General features: G+C 71.0%; 13 protein-coding genes and 1 pseudogene. 6 read left to right on the plus strand and 8 right to left on the minus strand.

Features of this window, described 5'->3' with window-relative positions:
• Nucleotides 1-61 precede the first annotated feature (61 nt).
• Nucleotides 62-1,792 carry a methionine--tRNA ligase gene (metG, locus tag OG746_RS04670; RefSeq protein ID WP_266711809.1) on the plus strand — a complete coding sequence of 577 codons (1,731 nt, stop codon included), beginning with the start codon at nt 62-64 and terminating at the stop codon, nt 1,790-1,792.
• A 15-nt stretch (nt 1,793-1,807) separates the two neighbouring features.
• Here metG and OG746_RS04675 read toward each other — a convergent pair whose 3' ends face one another.
• From OG746_RS04675 to OG746_RS04685, 3 genes are read right to left on the minus strand one after another with little or no spacing between them, the layout of a single operon-like run.
• Complete coding sequence (locus tag OG746_RS04675) at nt 1,808-2,632, minus strand: hypothetical protein (protein ID WP_266711811.1); 825 nt, start codon at nt 2,630-2,632, stop codon at nt 1,808-1,810.
• On the minus strand, nt 2,605-4,038 hold the full coding sequence (locus tag OG746_RS04680; RefSeq protein WP_266711813.1) for an ABC-2 membrane transporter-related protein: 1,434 nt from the start codon (nt 4,036-4,038) through the stop codon (nt 2,605-2,607). Before OG746_RS04680 ends, OG746_RS04675 begins: the two co-directional genes overlap by 28 nt.
• The gene (locus OG746_RS04685) at nt 4,035-4,976 is read right to left on the minus strand and encodes an ABC transporter ATP-binding protein (RefSeq protein WP_524540374.1); all 942 of its coding nucleotides are present in this window, start codon (nt 4,974-4,976) and stop codon (nt 4,035-4,037) included. Before OG746_RS04685 ends, OG746_RS04680 begins: the two co-directional genes overlap by 4 nt.
• Before the next feature lie 121 nt (nt 4,977-5,097).
• On the opposite strand from OG746_RS04685, the gene OG746_RS04690 reads away from it, so the two are divergent.
• The gene (locus OG746_RS04690; RefSeq protein WP_266711815.1) at nt 5,098-6,258 is read left to right on the plus strand and encodes a sensor histidine kinase; all 1,161 of its coding nucleotides are present in this window, start codon (nt 5,098-5,100) and stop codon (nt 6,256-6,258) included.
• Nucleotides 6,255-6,959: a response regulator gene (locus OG746_RS04695; RefSeq protein WP_266711817.1), complete on the plus strand. Its 705-nt coding sequence runs from the start codon at nt 6,255-6,257 to the stop codon at nt 6,957-6,959. The genes OG746_RS04690 and OG746_RS04695 overlap by 4 nt, the downstream gene beginning before the upstream one ends.
• 3 nt (nt 6,960-6,962) lie before the next feature.
• Here OG746_RS04695 and OG746_RS04700 read toward each other — a convergent pair whose 3' ends face one another.
• The gene (locus tag OG746_RS04700) at nt 6,963-7,916 is read right to left on the minus strand and encodes an intradiol ring-cleavage dioxygenase (RefSeq protein WP_266711819.1); all 954 of its coding nucleotides are present in this window, start codon (nt 7,914-7,916) and stop codon (nt 6,963-6,965) included.
• A gap of 162 nt (nt 7,917-8,078) precedes the next feature.
• Entirely contained in the window at nt 8,079-9,845 is a 1,767-nt protein-coding gene (gene aspS / locus OG746_RS04705) for an aspartate--tRNA ligase (protein WP_266711821.1), read from the minus strand.
• Between the two features lie 302 nt (nt 9,846-10,147).
• On the opposite strand from aspS, the pseudogene OG746_RS04710 reads away from it, so the two are divergent.
• A pseudogene (locus OG746_RS04710) lies at nt 10,148-12,265 on the plus strand (ATP-binding SpoIIE family protein phosphatase); the annotation flags it as partial.
• Here OG746_RS04710 and OG746_RS04715 read toward each other — a convergent pair.
• The 3 genes from OG746_RS04715 to OG746_RS04725 all read right to left on the minus strand — a co-directional run bounded on the left by OG746_RS04715 (nt 12,238) and on the right by OG746_RS04725 (nt 15,088).
• Nucleotides 12,238-13,416: an AI-2E family transporter gene (locus tag OG746_RS04715; protein ID WP_266711823.1), complete on the minus strand. Its 1,179-nt coding sequence runs from the start codon at nt 13,414-13,416 to the stop codon at nt 12,238-12,240. The pseudogene OG746_RS04710 and the gene OG746_RS04715 overlap by 28 nt on opposite strands.
• Before the next feature lie 94 nt (nt 13,417-13,510).
• Nucleotides 13,511-14,476 (minus strand): pirin family protein, encoded by a 966-nt coding sequence (locus OG746_RS04720; protein ID WP_266711825.1) that lies wholly within the window; start codon nt 14,474-14,476, stop codon nt 13,511-13,513.
• Between the two features lie 153 nt (nt 14,477-14,629).
• Nucleotides 14,630-15,088, minus strand: a complete 459-nt coding sequence (locus OG746_RS04725) for an SseB family protein (RefSeq protein WP_266711827.1) — start codon at nt 15,086-15,088, stop codon at nt 14,630-14,632.
• A gap of 196 nt (nt 15,089-15,284) precedes the next feature.
• On the opposite strand from OG746_RS04725, the gene OG746_RS04730 reads away from it, so the two are divergent.
• Both OG746_RS04730 and OG746_RS04735 read left to right on the plus strand, forming a co-directional pair.
• A complete protein-coding gene (locus OG746_RS04730) occupies nt 15,285-17,123 on the plus strand; it encodes an acyl-CoA dehydrogenase (protein WP_266711829.1) in 1,839 nt (612 codons plus the stop codon).
• 202 nt (nt 17,124-17,325) lie between these two features.
• Nucleotides 17,326-18,624, plus strand: a complete 1,299-nt coding sequence (locus OG746_RS04735; protein ID WP_266711831.1) for a M18 family aminopeptidase — start codon at nt 17,326-17,328, stop codon at nt 18,622-18,624.
• Nucleotides 18,625-18,668 lie beyond the last annotated feature (44 nt).

Here is an 18,668-nt window from a genome sequence, read left to right on the forward strand (position 1 = left end):
ACGATTTCTAGATTCCACTCACGTCAATTCCATTCACGTCACAACCCGGGAGCAGCCCCCGATGGCTCGACACCTCATCACCAGCGCCCTTCCGTACATCAACGGGATCAAGCACCTGGGCAACATGGTGGGGTCCATGCTCCCGGCCGACGTGTACTCCCGTTACCTGCGCCTGCGCGGCCACGACGTGCTGTACATCTGCGCGACGGACGAGCACGGCACGCCCGCCGAGCTGGCGGCCAAGGAGCGCGGCATCCCGGTCGCCGAGTTCTGCGCGCAGGCGCACGACGCGCAGAAGGCGGTCTACGACGGGTTCGGTCTCGCCTTCGACCACTTCGGCCGCAGCTCGTCGCAGCAGAACGCGGAGATCACCCAGCACTTCGCCCGCAAGCTGAACGAGAACGGGTTCATCGAGGAGCGCTCGATCCGGCAGGTGTACTCGCCCGCCGACGGCCGCTTCCTGCCCGACCGTTACGTCGAGGGCACCTGCCCGCACTGCGGCTACGACAAGGCCCGCGGCGACCAGTGCGAGAACTGCACCCGCGTCCTCGACCCCACCGACCTGATCGAGCCGCGCTCCGCGATCTCCGGCTCCACGGAGCTCGAGGTCCGCGAGACCAAGCACCTCTTCCTGCTCCAGTCGAAGCTGCAGGTCGAGGTCGAGGCGTGGATCGACGAGGTCGCCGACGAGTGGCCGCAGCTCGCGTCCTCCATCGCCCGCAAGTGGCTGACCGAGGGTCTCAACGACCGCTCGATCACCCGCGACCTGGACTGGGGCGTCCCGGTCCCGGCGGACACGTGGCCGGAGCTTGCGGCCGACGGCAAGGTCTTCTACGTATGGTTCGACGCCCCGATCGAGTACATCGGCGCGACGAAGGAGTGGGCCGACCAGGCCCCCGACGGTGAGACGCGCGACTGGAAGTCGTGGTGGTACGAGCCGGCCGGCGCCACCGACGTCCGGTACACGGAGTTCATGGCGAAGGACAACGTCCCGTTCCACAGCGTCATGTTCCCGGCGACGGAGATGGGCATCCGTGAGCCGTGGAAGAAGGTCGACTACCTCAAGGCCTTCAACTGGCTGACGTACTACGGCGGGAAGTTCTCCACGTCGCAGAAGCGCGGTGTCTTCACCGACCAGGCCCTGGAGATCCTCCCGGCCGACTACTGGCGCTACTTCCTCATCGCGAACGCGCCGGAGTCGGACGACTCCTCCTTCACCTGGGAGCACTTCACGGCGACGGTGAACAAGGACCTGGCCGACACCCTCGGCAACTTCGTCAACCGCGTGCTGTCCTTCTCCCGCAAGCGCTTCGGCGACGACGTCCCGGCGGGCGGCGAGCCGGGCGAGGCGGAGACGAGGCTCGGCCAGGAGATCTCCACGCTCCTCGCCGAGTACGAGACCCAGATGGAGGCCCTCCAGTTCCGCAAGGCCGCGGCGGCGCTGCGCGCCCTGTGGTCGGCGGGCAACTCCTACCTGGAGGAGAAGGCCCCCTGGCTGGAGATCAAGACCGACAAGGACGCGGCGGCGCTGACCCTGCGTACGGCGATGAACCTCATCCGCCTCTACGCGGTGGTCTCCGAGCCCTTCATCCCGGCGTCGGCAGCCGCCATGCGCGCGGCGTTCGACCTTCCCGGCGACGACGCCTCGTGGGTCACCCCGGAGGAGGCCACGTCCCTGACCTCGGTCCCGGCCGGCACCCCCTTCACCGTCCCCCCGGTCCTCTTCGCGAAGATCACCGACGAGGACCTGGAGTCCTACAAGGAGCGCTTCGGCGGCGAGCCCGCCGCCTAGGGCCTGTCGGCGGGCTCAGGCGTCCCGGCGCCTGAGCACCGCCCACCCCACCACCAGCGCCCCGCCCGCGTAGGCGGCGAGGACGGCGATGCCGTTCCAGGGGGCGAGTGGGGCCGTGCCGGGGCCGGTCGTCGTCTGGACGGCGAGGCCCGCCGTCATCGGGGAGAGCTTCTGGACCCGGTGCAGCACGTGCTCCGGCATCGTGATGATCAGCGTGGCCAGGTAGGGCCCGTACAGCAGCGCCATCACCGCGCCGACGGCCGCCGCCGCGTGCCGCACCACCAGCGCCACCCCCACGCTCAGCAGCGCGACGAGCAGCAGATAGACGACCGTGCCGAGCGTCGCCCGCCACAACTCCGGTGAGGAGAGCGGGAGTTGGGGGAATCCTGACGATCCCGGCGAGTCCGATGGTCCCGATGATCCCGACAGGACGGCGCGGCCCGCCGCCAGGGAGCCGAGGACCGCGGGGAGCGCCGCCGCCAGGACCGCCGCCGCCGTCACCGCCGCCTTCGCCAGGAACACCGTGGTGCGCCGCGGGTTCGCCGCGAGGGTCGTACGGATCATGCGCGGGTACTCGCCGCAGACCACGGCGATCGCGACGAGCGCGGCCGCCGTCTGCGCCAGGTACACCCCGGACAGGGACAGCGCGGTCGGCGCGAGGACCCCCGACTGCCCCTCCTCGGCGCTCGCCGCGATCAGCGCGGTGAACGCGATCATCGCCCCGGTCAGGGACACCACCGTCCACAACTGCCCGGGAACGGTACGGAGTTTGGTCCATTCCCCGTGAACGGCGCGCGCCGCGCCCGCCGCCGTCATACGTCCCGCCCGGTCAGCCGCCACCGCGCCGCCCCGAGCACCACCACCACGTACAGGCACAGCACCCCGAAGCCCGCCCACGGTGTGATGACGGTGTCGAGGAGCCGGTGGGTCTGCTGGACCGCGAGGCCGGCCGTCGGAGTGGCCCGGCCGACGAAGTCGCTGAAGCCGATGGATGTGGTCTGCGCGACGATCGGCAGCACCACGAACGTGACGATCATCAGGACCACGGCCGGGACGGCGCGCCGCAGCAGCGCCCCGGCCCCCAGGCTCAGCACGGCGGCCAGCGCCAGGAACGCGGCGCTGCCGACGATCGCCCGCATCGTCGCCGGGTCGGTGAGGGAGAGCTCGGGGAAGAGGGGCGGGGCGAATCCGTTGTCGCGCAGGGCGGGGCGGGCGACGAGGAACTCCGCCACGCTCGCGACCAGGCCCACGACGAAGACCGTCGCGCCGAGGACGAGCGCCTTCGCGGCGAGCACCCGGCCGCGCCGCGGGCTCGCGGTGAACGTGGTGCGCACGGTCCCGGTCTTGTACTCGGACGTGATGAACAGGACGCCGAGGGCGATCACCGCGATCGTCGCGATCTGGATGCCGTCGTCGAGCGCCATCTTGACCAGGTCGGGCTGTCCGCCGAGCTGTCCGACGCCGCCCATGCCGAGGCCGCCCAGGTCACCGCTGCCGGTGATCGTGAAGGTGCCGGCCTGCTCACGGAAGGGCTTCGGGTCGGCGACGGGGTCGGCCATCTCGCCCTTCTTCACGGTCTGCTTGATGTCCGTCTGCCGCCAGTCGCCCTTGCCCTGCGCGGGGAAGGCGACATGGTCGAAGACCGCCCTGCCGAGCGTGGCCTCGGGGTGCATGCGCAGGTCGCCGGGGCCGCTGCGCTCCTCCTTGCCGTCCATCGGCGACGTGACGAAGAGGCCCGCCTCGGCGGTGGCCGGCAGCCCGGCGACGGTGAGCGTGCCGACCTTGGTCCAGGCCCGGCCGTCGGCGGACTCGTAGCCAGTGACCCGGTCCCCGGACCGTACGAGCCGCAGCCAGCGCGGTGCGTCCGCGCCGCCCGAGCCGGTCAGTTCGTGCTTCCCGTCTGCCATCATCCGCACGCCGTGCTCCGGCGTCACCATCAGGGCGGCGTACGAGGATCCGCTCGCGGTGCCGTCCTTCAGGAGCAGCCCCGCCTTCGCCCAACCGGCACTGCTCTTCTGCGCGGCGACGCGCACGGTGAAGGTGCCGTCGCCCGCGGCCGTCCGGTGCACGAAGGACGAGGCGTCGTACTTCTTCGGGCCGCCGTAGCCGAACTGGCTGCCGTTCGCCGACGCGACGGTCAGCAGCAGGCTGAGGGCGAGCAGCGCGATCAGGGCGAGGGGGGTGCTGCGGACGCTGCGCAGCTTGGTCCACTCGGCGCGCACGGCACGGACCATCGGCGACCTCATGAGGACGCCTCCTGTGCGCTCAGTCCGGTAGCGGCGAACTCCGTTGCCGCACCGGTGAGTTCCATGTACGCCTCCTCCAACGTGGCCCGGTGCCGGGACAGTTCGGAGAACGGGATGTTGTGCGCGCCGAGTCGGGCGACGACCTCCTCGGCGGCCAGACCGGTGACGGTGAGCGCGTCGGGCCCGGTCACGGCGACGGTGGCGTCGGCGCCCGCGAGCACCGCCAGGGCCTCGCCGCGCCTGCTGGTGCGCAGGGCGACGCGTTCGCCGGACGCCTCGTCGAGCAGCGAGGCGACGTCGGTGTCGGCGAGCAGCCGCCCCCGGCCGATCACGATGACGTGGTCCGCGGTGTCCTGGAGTTCGCTCATCAGGTGCGAGGAGACGAGAACCGTACGCCCTTCCGCTGCAAGGGACTTGAGGAAGTGCCTGATCCACTGGATGCCCTCGGGGTCGAGCCCGTTGACCGGCTCGTCGAGGATCAGCACGGGCGGATCGCCCAGCAGCGCGGCCGCGATGCCGAGCCGCTGGCGCATCCCGAGAGAGAAGCCGCCCGCGCGCTTCTTCGCGGCGGAGGCGAGACCGACCTGGTCGAGGACGAGGTCGACGCGGCGGCTCGGAAGACCGTTGTAGTGGGCGAGCCACAGCAGATGGTCCCGGGCCCGGCGGCCCGGGTGCAGCGCCTCGCAGTCGAGCAGCGCGCCGACGGTGGACAGCGGGTCGGCGAGCCGCGTGTAGTCCCGCCCGCCGATGAGCGCGGCCCCGCTGTCGGGCCGGTCGAGCCCGAGCATCATCCGCAGCGTCGTCGACTTCCCGGCCCCGTTGGGCCCGACGAACCCGGTCACCCGGCCCGCCTCGACGGTGAAGCTGAGCCCGTCCACGGCCACGGTGGACCCGTACCGCTTGCACAGCCCGCGGGCCTCGATCGTCATATCGGTCATGCCAGTTGACGTTAGGTACCGGGCGGCGCGGCGGCGTCCCGCCCGGGCGTGGTCTCCCGGGGGACCCGCTCCCCCCGCAGGGGGACGCCGCCCGCGGCCCGGCCCGCCGATAATGACCGCCATGACGGGGACCTGGACCACGGCACGGGCACGGGCCCAGCGCGCGGCCACCGCACGTGACCTGCCGCTGCTCGCCGCCACGGTCCTGGCCCTCGCGGCCCTCGCCGAGGTCACCGGGCAGAGCCGCGACCCGGCCCCCGAACTCCCCGGCCTGCTCGCCCTGGCGCTGGGCGCGACGGCCCCCCTCGCCTTCGTCCGCTCCCAGCTCCTGCTCACCGCCACGGCCCTCACCGCGGCCGCGCTGCTCGCCCCACTCACGTACGGCCAGACGCTGTACGCGGGCCTCCCGGCGCTCGCCGCCGCCCTGTACCTGGTGGGGCGGCGCGGTCCCGGCCGCACCGCCGTCCTGTTCGCCGTGCCCTTCACCGCGTACGCGCTCACGGACGACAGCGGCCCCTACGGCGTCGTCCTCCTCGCGGGCGCGGCGGCCGCGCTCACCGCGGGCGGCGCCCGGCGCGCGCAGGCCGAGGCGGCCCGCCGTTCCGCCGCCGACTGGGCGTACGCGGACACGGCCCTCGCCCATGCGGCGCTCGGTGAACGGGCCCGTATCGCAAGGGAGTTGCACGACATCGTGGCCCACCACATCTCGACGATCTCGGTGCAGGCGGAGACGGCCAGATACACGACGCCCGGTCTGCCGCCGGAGGGCGCCGAGCGTTTCCTGGCGATCGGCGACACCGCCCGGCTCGCCCTCACCGAGATGCGCCGGCTGCTCGGCGTCCTGCGCGAGGACGCCCCCGCCGAACCCGCGCAGGCCGCGCCCCGCTCGCCGCAGCCGGGCCTCGACCAGCTCGTCACCCTCGTCGACGAGGCCCGCGCGGCGACCGGCACCGCCGTCCGCCTCATCGTCCGCGGCCACGTCACCGCCCTCGACCCCGGCCTGGAACTCACCGCGTACCGCATCGTCCAGGAAGCCCTGACCAACGCCCGCCGGCACGCGCCGGGCGTCGCCGTGGACGTCGAACTGCACTACAGGGAGAGCCAGTTGGCGATACGCGTACGGGACTGCGGTCCGGGCACGGGCCTCGGCGAGCCGGGCCACGGCCTGCTCGGCATGCGCGAACGCACGGCGATGGCGGGCGGCACCCTGCACGCGGGCCCGGCCCCGGCAGGCGGCTTCCTGGTCGAGGCGTCCCTGCCGGTCAAGGGCCCCGCCGTATGAACGCCCCCCTGAACGCCCCCCTGAACGCCCCCCTGAACGCCATCCGGATCGTCGTCGCCGACGACCAGGACGTCGTACGGGCCGGTTTCGGCGCGCTTCTCGACAGCCAGGACGACTTCACGGTCGTGGGCAGCGCGCCCGGCGGCGTCGAAGCGGTCCGCGTCTGCCGCGAGGTCCATCCCGACCTGGTCCTGATGGACGTCCGCATGCCCGGAATGGACGGCATCGAGGCCACTCGCCGCATCGCGCGCGACCTGCCCGCGACCCGCGTCGTGATGCTGACGACCTTCGACCTCGACGAGTACGTGTACGACGCGCTCGCCGCAGGGGCCAGCGGCTTCCTGCTCAAGGACATGCAGGCCGAGCGGCTCTTCGAGGCGGTGCGGGTGGTCGCCGCGGGCGAGGCGCTGCTCGCGCCGACCGTCACCCGCCGCCTGATCGCCGAGTTCACCCGGCTCCGCCCGCGCGCGGTGCCCGAACAGGCCCTCGCCGTCGACGCGTTGACCCCGCGCGAGCGCGAGGTGCTGCGACTGATCGCCGAGGGCCTGTCCAACCAGGAGATCGCCGGACGCCTCGTGGTCGGCGGCGAGACCGTGAAGACCCACGTCAGCCGGGTCCTCGCCAAGCTCGGCGTCCGCGACCGGGCGCAGGCGGTGGTGGCGGCGTACGAGTCGGGACTCGTGGTGCCGCGCTCGGGCTGAGACCTACGAGGCAGTGGACGACGCAGAAGCCGAAGGAGCCCCCGGCATCGTGTCCGTACTGTCGTGCGTCTCGTCCGGCGCCACCCCCATCGTCAGTGACGCCACGACGCCCTTGTCGATGTGCTTCTTGAGGTACTTGAGGTGCAGCAGGCCGCCCTCGGTGCCGTTGTCCGGGTAGATCGTGTCCTCGTCGAGCGTCGTACGGGTCGTGGTGTTCGTCGAGTACGGCTCGACCTCTGCCGAGGCGAGGACCGATTCCTCGGAGAAGAAGAGCTGGCCGGTGTGGCAGGTGTGTCCGCCCTCGTAGCCCGCGTCGGTCCACTCGCCGTCGACGTGCACCTTGACGTGGATGTGCACGCAGCGGCCCTGGTACCAGCCCGGGAAGACCGTCTTGAACGCGACGCGGCCGTGCTTGTCGGTCTTCCATGTGCCGCGCAGGTAGCGCTCGTCGTCGGTGGGTTCCTGGTGCCCGCCACCGCCGCCACCGGGGCCGCCCGTCGGGGGCTCACCGGTGGGCGTGCCCGTGGGCATGTCCGTGGGGGCGCCGGTGGGAGGCGTGCCGCCGCCTCCGGAGCTCATGTCCTCGTAGCCGGAGTAGATGCCGACGGCATTGCAGTGCCAGATGTCGACGGCGGCGTCCTTCAGCGGCTTGCACGTGTCCGCGTCGATCACCTTGAGGCTCAGCAGGAGCGGGATGCCCTCCTGGTCCTCGGTGATGTCACGGCGGAGCTTGTCGGCGTCGATGTAGTACGGGCCCTCGGTGGTCTCCGTGGTGAGCTGGTAGCAGGCCTCCGTGTCCGACGCCGTTTCGTCGGCGAACGCTCCGCCCTCCGTGAGGGTGCCGGCGATGCCCACGGCCGCGACGGCCGCGCCACCCGCCAGGATGGCCCTACGGCGGGTCAACTCTCGTCTGTGTGACGCTACTTGGGTCTCAGGTTGCTCAGTCGGCTCGGTCATGGGCGTGGACGCTAGGGGCCGAACCTGTCAGGGACATGGGTGTCGACTGTGAATCAAGACTGCGCATCAGGACTGCGCATCACCCGGAAACGTCAGGGCCCCCGCTCCGGTGTGCGGAGCGGGGGCCCTGACGTGAACTGCCGTACGGAGCCGGTGACTTGGTTACTTCTTCTCGACCGGCTTGCGCAGCTGGATGTTGAGCTCGCGCAGGCGCGACTCGTCCAGCTCGGTGGGCGCGCCCATCATCAGGTCCTGCGCGTTGCCGTTCAGCGGGAAGGAGATGGTCTCCCGGATGTTCGGCTCGTCGGCGAGGAGCATGACGATGCGGTCGACGCCCGGGGCGATCCCGCCGTGCGGCGGGGCGCCGAAGCGGAACGCGCGGAGCATGCCCGCGAACTCGGCCTCCACGGTCTCGGCGTCGTAGCCCGCGATCTCGAACGCCTTGATCATGATGTCGGGCTCGTGGTTACGGATGGCGCCGGAGGACAGCTCGATGCCGTTGCAGACGATGTCGTACTGCCAGGCCAGGATGTCCAGCGGGTCCTTCTCCTCCAGGTCCTGCATACCGCCCTGCGGCATGGAGAACGGGTTGTGGGAGAAGTCGATCTTGCCGGTCTCCTCGTCCTTCTCGTACATCGGGAAGTCGACGATCCAGCAGAAGCGGAACACGCCCTCCTCGAAGTGGCCGGCGCGCTTGGCGGCCTCGACGCGGACGGCGCTCATGATCTTCGAGACCTCGTCGAACTCGCCCGCGCCGAAGAACACGGCGTGGCCGGCCTTGAGGCCGAGGCGCTCGGTGAGGACCTTGACGTTCTCCTCGGTGAGGAACTTGGCGATCGGACCGGCGAACGTGCCGTCCTCGCCGACGCGGATCCAGGCGAGGCCCTTCGCGCCCTGCTCGACCGCGTAGTCACCGAGGCCGTCGAAGAACTTGCGGGACTGCGACGCGGTGTCCGGGACGGGCAGCGCACGGACGTGCTTGCCGGCGAACGCCTTGAACTCCGAGCCCTCGAACACGTCGGTGATGTCGACGAGTTCGAGCTTGGCGCGCAGGTCCGGCTTGTCGTTGCCGTACTTCAGCATCGACTCGCGGAACGGGATGCGCGGGAACGGGGACGTGACCTCGCGGCCGCCGCCGAACTCCGTGAAGATCTCCGTCATGAGCTTCTCGATGGGGCGGAAGACGTCTTCCTGCTCCACGAAGCTCATCTCGATGTCGAGCTGGTAGAACTCGCCCGGCGAGCGGTCCGCGCGCGCGTCCTCGTCGCGGAAGCACGGCGCGATCTGGAAGTAGCGGTCGAAGCCCGAGATCATCAGCAGCTGCTTGAACTGCTGCGGCGCCTGGGGGAGGGCGTAGAACTTGCCCGGGTTCAGGCGGGACGGGACGACGAAGTCGCGGGCACCCTCGGGGGAGGTCGCGGCGAGGATCGGCGTCGCCATCTCGTTGAACCCGAGGTTGACCATCTTCGAGCGGATCGAGGCGATGACCTCGCTGCGCAGCATGATGTTGCGGTGCATGCGCTCGCGGCGCAGGTCCAGGAAGCGGTACTCCAGGCGGCGCTCCTCGCCCACCCCGTCGTCCTGGTTGATCTGGAACGGCAGCTGCTGCGCCGCGCCGAGCACCTCGACCGTGGAGGCCTCGATCTCGACCTCGCCGGTGGGCAGCTCCGGGTTGACGTTGTCCGCGCCGCGGGAGACGACCTTGCCGTCGATACGGACGACGGTCTCCTTGGTCAGCTTGTCGAGAACCTCGGCGGCCTCGGTGCCGGGACGGGCGACGAGCTGCGTGATGCCGTAGTGGTCGCGCAGATCGATGAAGAGGATGCCGCCCAGGTCTCGGCGATTGTGCAGCCAGCCGCTCAGCCGGACGTCGGAGCCGACGTCAGAGGCGCGGAGCTCGCCGCAGGTGTGGGACCTGTACCGATGCATCGTCGTTCATCCAGCCTTTGCGCTTGGGGTTCCCCGGGAGACAACCGGGATCCCCCCAAGCCTACCGGCCCCGCCTTGGGCCCTCCGCCTCCGCCGCCTTGGGCAATCTGCCGCCAAGGGCGGCAGGGTGGGCAAGGCGGCACCCCGGCGCGGGCAGCGCCTCCGGTCGGCCCCCACCCCGTCGCGGCCCGCCGTCAGCCCCGCCGCAGCCGCACCGCAGCCCCGTCCCACCGCAACACCCCCACCCGCCCCGGCGAAGCCTCTGGTGGCCGTAATCGATCACCTCTTCCTAGAGTGGGGCAATGCGCACCGGTGACCTCCCTCCCGTGGAGGACGTCCTCGCCGCTCTGGCCACCGGGCTGTGGCGATGGGACAACCGGGCCGGGCTCGTCACCTTCGACGCCGAGGCCGCCCGGCTCGTCGGCCTGCCCACCGCCGCCCCTGGCGAGCCGGTCACCTTGACGGAGTCCGCGGCCCGCGCCCGTTTCCACCCGGTCGACTGGAACGAGATAGACGGGATCGTGCAGCTCGCCGTCGCCGAGGGCACCCTCGCCGAGGCCCGGCTGCGCGTCATGGACGACCAGGGCCGGGTGCTGCGCACCGTACGCAGCCGCTCCAAGCCGGTCGCGCACGGCGACTCCCCGGACTCGTACGAGCTGATCGGCACGATCCAGGAAGTGACCGAGCCGCCGCCCGGGGCCGCCTCCCGCACCCCCGTGACCGGCGACTGGCGGCGCTCGCGCGAGGCCTTCCTGCTGGACGCGGGGCGGGCGCTCGCGGAGGCCGGGTCCACGGAGGAGGTGCTGCGGGTCGCCGCCGGGCTCTCCATGCCGGGGTTCTCGCCGGACGGCCTCGCGGTGTTCGGCGTCGCGGGCGACCGGCTCACCGTCATCGGGCACCACGGCCAGGAGGACGGCGACGAGTCCCCGTTCACCGACATGGACCTGGCCACGGACTACCCGGGCGCCGAGGTCGTCCGCACCGGGCGCGCGGTCTACCTGTCGTCGCCGGACGAGTACCGCGCCCGCTATCCGGCCGCCTGGCCGCTGGCCGCCCGCTTCGAGCGCAAGTCGTGGGCGTTCCTGCCGCTGATCGTCGCGGGCCGCACGCTCGGCGCGTGGATGGCGGGCTTCACCTACCCGGTGTCGTTCACGCCCGACGAGCGCTCGGTCCTCACCACGGTCGCGCGGATGCTGGCGCAGGCCCTCTCCAGGGCCGGGGTCGCCGAGTCGGAGCGGGAGCTGACCGACGGCCTGCAGAAGTCGATGCTGCCGACGCTCGGCCCGGAGATCCCGGGGATGAGCGTCGCCGCCCGCTATGTGCCGACCGGCGGCGGCCTCCAGGTCGGCGGCGACTGGTACGACATGATCCCGCTGCCGGGCGGTGGCATCGCCCTGGTCATCGGCGACGTACAGGGCCACGACGTGCGCGCGGCGGGCCTGATGGGGCAGCTCCGGGTCGCCCTGCGCGCGTACGCCTCCGAGGGGCACCGGCCCGACGCCGTGCTCTCCCGCGCCTCCCGCTTCCTGCACGGCATCGGCGACACCGACGAACCGGGGGCCGACCCGCGGTTCGCGACCTGTCTGTACGTCCAGGCCGACCCCGCAACCGGCGTCCTGGAGATCGCCCGCGCCGGGCACCCGGACCCCGCGATCCGGATGGCCGACGGCACCGTCCTCGTCCGCCCCACCGCGGGCGGCCTGCCGCTCGGCGTCGACCCCGACGCGGACTACCCGACGACCCGTCTCGTCCTCGAACCCGCAGAGACGCTGCTCATCTGCACGGACGGCCTGATCGAGACGGGCGGGCACGACCTGGACACCGGCTGGTCGCGGATCCGCGCGGCCCTGGAGGCCGGCCCCGACGAGCGCCTGGAAGAGCTGGCCGACGCCCTGGTGCAGGCGGTGCACGGCCCCTCCTCGCACCACACCACGGGGCCGCTCGCGGACCGCCGCGAGGACGACATCGCGCTGTTGCTGCTGCGCCGCACCACCCAGTCGGCCGGTGCCACCGTGGCCCGGCGCACCGCGATGACCATCGCCCAGGCCGAGCCCGAGCGGATCGCGGCCGCCCGCCAGCAGCTGCGGGAGCTGCTGCACGACTGGGCCGACACGGATCAGATGGACTCGGCGGTGCTGCTCGTCTCCGAGATGGTCACCAACGTCCTGGTGCACACCGACGGCGACGCGCTCCTGGTCGCCGAGATGACCCGGCACGGCGCCGAACCGCGCCGGCTGCGCGTGGAGGTCGCGGACGCCTCCGACGACCTGCCGCACAAGCGCCGCCCCGGTGAACTGGCGTCGTCGGGGCGGGGTCTGGTGCTCATGGAGCTGCTGGCCGACCGGTGGGGCGTGGACCCTCGGGGCGAGGGCAAGAGCATCTGGTTCGAGCTCTACGAACCCTCGGAGGCCCCGGCGGCCCCGGCAGCACCGGAGGTCCCGGAAGCCTCGGTGGACCCGGTGGACCCGGTGGCCCCAGAGGACCCGTCACCCGTTTCACGTGAAACAGAAGGTGGTCCTTCGCCCATGTCATCGGGCGCGTAACGCCTCCTCAGCTCCCCGAGGACGCCGAACGCGGCGGCCACCAGCGGCACCGCGAGCAGCATCCCGAGAATGCCCGCGACCGCCGCGCCCGCCGTGATCGCCAGCATCACCATCGCGGGGTGCATCTGGACGGTGCGCGACTGGATCATCGGCTGCAGGATGTGCCCCTCCAGCTGCTGCACGGCGAGGATCACCCCGAGCGTCCACAGGGCGATGATCAGCCCCCGGTCGGCGAGCGCGACGAGCACGGCGACGGCCCCGGAAAGCGTCGCGCCGAGGTAGGGGATGTACGCGCCGACGAAGACCAGCGCGCCCAGGCCCACCGCACCCGGCACCTGAAGGATCAGCAGTCCGACGGTGATGCAGATGCCGTCGATGAGCGCGATGAACGTGGTGCCGCGCATGAACCCCGAGATCGCCTCGAAGGCCCGCCGCCCCATGGCCTCCAGGACCTCGCCGTGGTGCGGGGCGATCGCGCGCGCGAGCCCTGCGGCCCGGTTGGAGTCCTTCAGGAAGAAGAAGGTGAGCAACAGCGCGAGCACGCTGGTGGCGAGCAGCGAGCCCAGCGCGGAGAGCCCGGCGATCACCCCGCCTGCCAGGTTGGAGCCCCACTTGCCGACCTGGTCCTTGGCCTTGTCGGCGACATCGCCGAGATCATCGGCGCCGGTGAGGCCGACGTGGTCCCTGAGCCAGTCCCCGGCCTGCCGCACCGAGTCGACGATCTGCTGCCCGGTGTCGATCAGCGCGGTGACCACGATGTAGCCGGCGCCGCCGACCACGGCGATGAGCGCGACGCAGGTGAGGATGGCGGCCAGCGCGCGCGGCAGCTTCAGCTTGGTGAGCCATTCGAAGACCGGGCCGAGGAGCGCGGTGCCTAGCAGCGCGAGCAGCACGGGCGTGACGGCCGAATGGAAGATGATGACCAGCGCGATCCCGACGCCCGCGACCGCGGTGACGAGCAGCATGACTGCGCACCAGGCGGCGAGGCGGCGGGCGGGGTCGGGGAGGAGTGGCTTACCGGTCTGCACCCCGCCAGACGATCATGCACGCGAACGCCCCGCCTCCCGGCCGGGTCCGGCCGAGTGACGGGGCGTCACATCACGCATCACCTCACGCGATGCCTTACGTGTGCGGCAGGCGCTCCTTGCTGGGGATGACGCCCAGGCGTCCGGCCTGGAAGTCGTCGAAGGCCTGCTGCAGTTCGGCCTTGTTGTTCATCACGAACGGGCCGTAGTGCGCCATGGGCTCACGGATCGGCTGCCCGCCCAGGATGACCACTTCGAGGTCGGGGGTGTTCGCGTCCTGGGCCTCGTCGGCGCGCACGGTCAGGGACGAGCCCGCGCCGAACACGGCGGTCTGTCCCGTGTGCACGGGACGCCGGTCGGCGCCGACGGAGCCGCGGCCCGCGAGCACGTACACGAGCCCGTTGTAGTCCTCACGCCACGGCAGCGTCGCCTCGGCGCCCGGGCGGACGGTGGCGTGCACCATCGTGATCGGGGTGTGCGTGATGCCGGGACCCTCGTTGCCGTCCAGCTCACCGGCGATGACGCGGAGCAGCGCGCCGCCGTCTTCGGTGGTGAGCAGCTTGACCTGGCCACCGCGGATGTCCTGGTAGCGCGGGTTCTGCATCTTGTCCTTGGCGGGCAGGTTGACCCACAGCTGGAGGCCGTGGAACAGACCGCCGGACATGACGAGCGACTCGGGCGGCGTCTCGATGTGCAGGAGGCCGCTGCCCGCCGTCATCCACTGGGTGTCGCCGTTGGTGATGGTGCCGCCACCGCCGTGCGAGTCCTGGTGGATGAAGGTGCCGTCGATGATGTACGTGACGGTCTCGAAGCCGCGGTGCGGGTGCCAGGGCGTGCCCTTGGGCTCACCGGCCTCGTACTCCACCTCACCCATCTGGTCCATCATGATGAACGGGTCGAGGTGCTTGTAGTTGATCCCGGCGAACGCGCGGCGCACCGGGAATCCCTCCCCTTCGAAACCGCTGGGCGCGGTCGTCACAGCGAGCACGGGGCGCGCCACGGCGTCCGCCGGCGCGGCCACACGGGGCAGGGTCAGCGGGTTCTCGACGGTCACAGCGGGCATGGCGGCCTCCTCAAGGTCTGATTTCAATTTAGTTGAACGGTGAACATCTAGCAAGTCGTGCGGTATTCCCGGCCGCGCCGGGGCCGGGTCCGGACACGCAAAAGACCCGGACGCGTGAGCGTCCGGGCCCGTAGGAAGTGGCGGGGGGTGCGGTTATCCGTACATGCGGCGCATCGCGAAGTCGACCATCTCCTCGACCGCCTTCGCGTCGAAGACCATCCGGTGCTCGCCCTCCATGTCGAGGACGAAGCCGTATCCGGTGGGCAGCAGGTCGATCACCTCCGCGCCGGTGATGACGAAGTACTTGGACTCCTTGCCCGCGTACCTGCGCAGCTCCTTGAGCGTGCTGAACATCGGGATCACCGGCTGCTGCGTGTTGTGCAGCGCGAGGAAGCCCGGGTTGTCACCACGCGGGCAGTAGACCTTCGACGAGGCGAAGATCTGCTGGAAGTCCTCGGCGGACATCGAGCCCGTGGTGAACGCGCGGACCGCGTCCGTGAGCGAGGGCGGCGACGGCTCCGGATACAGCGGCGGAGCCTGCTGCCCGTACCCGCCCTGCGGCGGCGCGTACTGCTGCTGCCCGGCGCCCGGGCTCTGGTCGTAGCCGTACATGAGGGAAAGACTACCGACGCCCGAGGGGGCGGCGGGACGAGAGCGCCAAGGCGCCTAGTTCGTCACAGATGCCCACTGGGGGTTGATTCTTATTACCCACGGGTAGCATTGTGTTGGTTACTAGTTGGTATGCGTACGAGGACGGTCCGGGCGACCCCGGACGACCCGCCTCCCCGATCTTTACGGAGCCGTCGCCATGGGGCATTACAAGTCGAATCTCCGCGACATCGAGTTCAACCTCTTCGAGGTACTCGACCGCGACAAGCTGTACGGCACCGGACCGTTCGCGGAGATGGACGTCGACACCGCCAAGAGCATCCTCGAAGAGGTCACCCGCCTCTCCGAGAACGACCTTGCGGAGTCCTTCGCGGACGCCGACCGCAACCCGCCGGTCTTCGACCCGGAGACCAACACGGCGCCGGTCCCGGCCTCCTTCAAAAAGTCCTACCAGGCCTTCATGGACGCCGAGTACTGGCGTCTCGGCCTGCCCGAGGAGATCGGCGGCACCACCGCCCCGCGCTCGCTCATCTGGGCCCACGCGGAGCTGATCCTCGGCGCCAACCCGGCGGTCTGGATGTACTCGTCCGGTCCCGCGTTCGCCGGCATCCTCTTCGAGGAGGGCAACGAGCAGCAGAAGAAGGCTGCCGAGATCGCCGTCGAGAAGCAGTGGGGCTCGACGATGGTGCTGACCGAGCCGGACGCCGGCTCGGACGTGGGCGCCGGCCGTGCGAAGGCCGTCGAGCAGGCGGACGGCTCCTGGCACATCGAGGGCGTGAAGCGGTTCATCACGTCCGGTGAGCACGACATGTCGGAGAACATCCTCCACTACGTCCTCGCCCGCCCCGAGGGCCACGGCCCCGGCACCAAGGGCCTCTCCCTCTTCCTCGTCCCGAAGTTCGAGTTCGACTGGGAGACCGGCGAGCTGGGCGAGCGCAACGGCGTCTACGCCACCAACGTCGAGCACAAGATGGGCCTCAAGGCCTCCAACACGTGCGAGATGACCTTCGGCGACCAGCACCCCGCCAAGGGCTGGCTGATCGGCGACAAGCACGAGGGCATCCGCCAGATGTTCCGCATCATCGAGTTCGCCCGCATGATGGTCGGCACGAAGGCGATCTCCACGCTGTCGACGGGTTACCTCAACGCCCTCGAGTACGCCAAGGAGCGCGTCCAGGGCTCCGACCTGGCCCGCAGCACGGACAAGACCGCGCCGAAGGTCACCATCACGCACCACCCGGACGTGCGCCGCGCCCTGATGACGCAGAAGGCGTACGCGGAGGGCATGCGCACGCTCGTCCTCTACACGGCCTCCGTGCAGGACGCGATCCAGGTCAAGGAGGCCGCGGGCGAGGACGCTTCGGCCGAGCACGCGCTCAACGACCTGCTCCTGCCGATCGTGAAGGGCTACGGCTCCGAGAAGGGCTACGAGCAGCTGGCCCAGTCGCTGCAGACGTTCGGCGGCTCCGGCTTCCTGCAGGAGTACCCGATCGAGCAGTACATCCGTGACTCGAAGATCGACACGCTCTACGAGGGCACGACCGCGATCCAGGGCCAGGACTTCTTCTTCCGGAAGATCGTCCGCAACCAGGGTGCCGCGCTGAACGCGCTCTCCGAGGAGATCAAGAAGTTCCTCGCCGTGGAGACCGGCGGCGAGGAGCTGACCGCGGCCCGCGAGACGCTCGCGAAGGCCGCCGGCGAGCTGGAGGCCATCGTCGGCCTCATGATCAACGACCTGGTCGCCACCGAGCAGGACGTGAAGTCGATCTACAAGGTCGGCCTCAACACGACCCGCCTGCTGATGGCCTCCGGCGACGTGGTCGTCGGCTACCTGCTCCTCAAGGGTGCGGCCGTCGCGGCGGAGAAGCTCGCAGCGGGTGCCTCCGCCAAGGACGTGCCGTTCTACCAGGGCAAGATCGCCGCTGCGAAGTTCTTCGCGGCGAACGTCCTGCCGGGTGTGACGGGTGCGCGCAAGCTCGCCCAGACCACGAGCGAGTCCGGCGTGGACATCATGGACCTGGACGAGTCGGCGTTCTGACGCTCCGCTGAACCGGTATGTGGCCAAGGCCCGTCGTCCCTTTCGCGGACGGCGGGCCTTGCCCATGGCCACAGAGCGTGCCGTCGTCGGCAGCCACGGCCACCCGTAGTTGCGCGCACAGTTCCCCGCGCCCCTTTCAGGGCCGCCGGAGGCAGGCCGATGGGGCCGCGCCCGACCAGAGGCACTGGCCTACCCTTGCCGCATGAACACCGCCTCCCGCCCCTTCGATCGCGGGCACACCGACGACCTGATGTCCTTCCTCGCGGCGAGCCCCACGCCGTACCACGCCGTGGCCAACGTGGCCGCACGCCTGGAGAAGGCGGGCTTCCAGCAGGTCGCCGAGACCGACGCCTGGGACGGCACCAGCGGAGGCAAGTTCGTCACCCGCGGCGGCGCCGTGATCGCCTGGTACGTGCCGGAGGGGGCGCAGGCCCACACGCCGTTCCGGATCGTCGGCGCGCACACCGACTCCCCGAACCTGCGCGTGAAGCCGCAGCCCGACATGGCGAGCAACGGCTGGCGGCAGGTCGCCGTGGAGATCTACGGCGGACCGCTGCTCAACTCCTGGCTCGACCGCGACCTCGGCCTCGCGGGCCGCGTCTCGCTGCGCGACGGCACCGAACGCCTCGTGAACGTCGACCGCGCCCTGCTGCGCGTCCCGCAGCTCGCCGTGCACCTGGACCGCTCCGTCACGACGGACGGCCTGAAGCTCGACAAGCAGCGCCACATGCAGCCCATCTGGGGCCTCGGCGGCGACGTCCACGAGGGCGACCTCATGGCCTTCCTGGAGGACGAGAACGGGCTCGGCCGCGGCGACATCACCGGCTGGGACCTCATGACGTACGCGATCGAGGCCCCGTCCTACCTGGGCCGCGACAAGGAACTCCTCGCGGGCCCCCGCATGGACAACCTGCTGTCCGTGCACGCCTGCACCGCCGCGCTCGCCGAGGTCGGCAAGCAGGAGGACCTCCCGTACATCCCCGTGTTCGCCGCGTTCGACCACGAGGAGAACGGCTCGCAGTCCGACACCGGCGCCGACGGCCCGCTGCTCGGGAACGTCCTGGAGCGTTCGGTGTTCGCGCGCGGAGGCTCGTACGAGGACAGGGCGCGCGCCTTCGCCGGCACGATCTGCCTCTCCTCCGACACCGGTCACGCCGTGCACCCCAACTACGGCGAGCGCCACGACCCCACGCACCACCCGCGCGCCAACGGCGGCCCGATCCTCAAGGTGAACGTCAACAACCGCTACGCGACGGACGGTTCGGGCCGGTCCGTGTTCGCGGCGGCGTGCGACAAGGCCGGCGTGCCGTTCCAGTCGTTCGTGTCCAACAACGCGATGCCGTGCGGCACCACGATCGGCCCGATCACCGCGGCCCGGCACGGCATCAAGACCGTCGACATCGGCGCGGCGATCCTCTCCATGCACAGCGTGCGCGAACTGTGCGGCGCCGACGACCCGTACCTGCTGGCGAACGCGCTGACGGCGTTCCTGGAGGGCTGAACGGGACCGCCCGCGCCAACAGCGGTGTGAGGACGAGGGGTTCG

Source organism: Streptomyces sp. NBC_01016 (assembly GCF_026341035.1).
In the GTDB taxonomy this organism is placed as follows: Bacteria; Actinomycetota; Actinomycetes; order Streptomycetales; family Streptomycetaceae; genus Streptomyces.

Bases quoted from the DNA above. Each gene is read 5' to 3' on its own strand.
- metG (WP_266711809.1), top strand. From the start codon at position 62: ATGGCTCGACACCTCATCACCAGCGCCCTTCCGTACATCAACGGGATC.
- OG746_RS04680 (WP_266711813.1), bottom strand. From the start codon at position 4,038: ATGAGGTCGCCGATGGTCCGTGCCGTGCGCGCCGAGTGGACCAAGCTG.
- OG746_RS04685 (WP_524540374.1), bottom strand. From the start codon at position 4,976: ATGACCGATATGACGATCGAGGCCCGCGGGCTGTGCAAGCGGTACGGG.
- OG746_RS04690 (WP_266711815.1), top strand. From the start codon at position 5,098: ATGACGGGGACCTGGACCACGGCACGGGCACGGGCCCAGCGCGCGGCC.
- OG746_RS04695 (WP_266711817.1), top strand. From the start codon at position 6,255: ATGAACGCCCCCCTGAACGCCCCCCTGAACGCCCCCCTGAACGCCATC.
- OG746_RS04700 (WP_266711819.1), bottom strand. From the start codon at position 7,916: ATGACCGAGCCGACTGAGCAACCTGAGACCCAAGTAGCGTCACACAGA.
- aspS (WP_266711821.1), bottom strand. From the start codon at position 9,845: ATGCATCGGTACAGGTCCCACACCTGCGGCGAGCTCCGCGCCTCTGAC.
- OG746_RS04720 (WP_266711825.1), bottom strand. From the start codon at position 14,476: ATGCCCGCTGTGACCGTCGAGAACCCGCTGACCCTGCCCCGTGTGGCC.
- OG746_RS04725 (WP_266711827.1), bottom strand. From the start codon at position 15,088: ATGTACGGCTACGACCAGAGCCCGGGCGCCGGGCAGCAGCAGTACGCG.
- OG746_RS04730 (WP_266711829.1), top strand. From the start codon at position 15,285: ATGGGGCATTACAAGTCGAATCTCCGCGACATCGAGTTCAACCTCTTC.
- OG746_RS04735 (WP_266711831.1), top strand. From the start codon at position 17,326: ATGAACACCGCCTCCCGCCCCTTCGATCGCGGGCACACCGACGACCTG.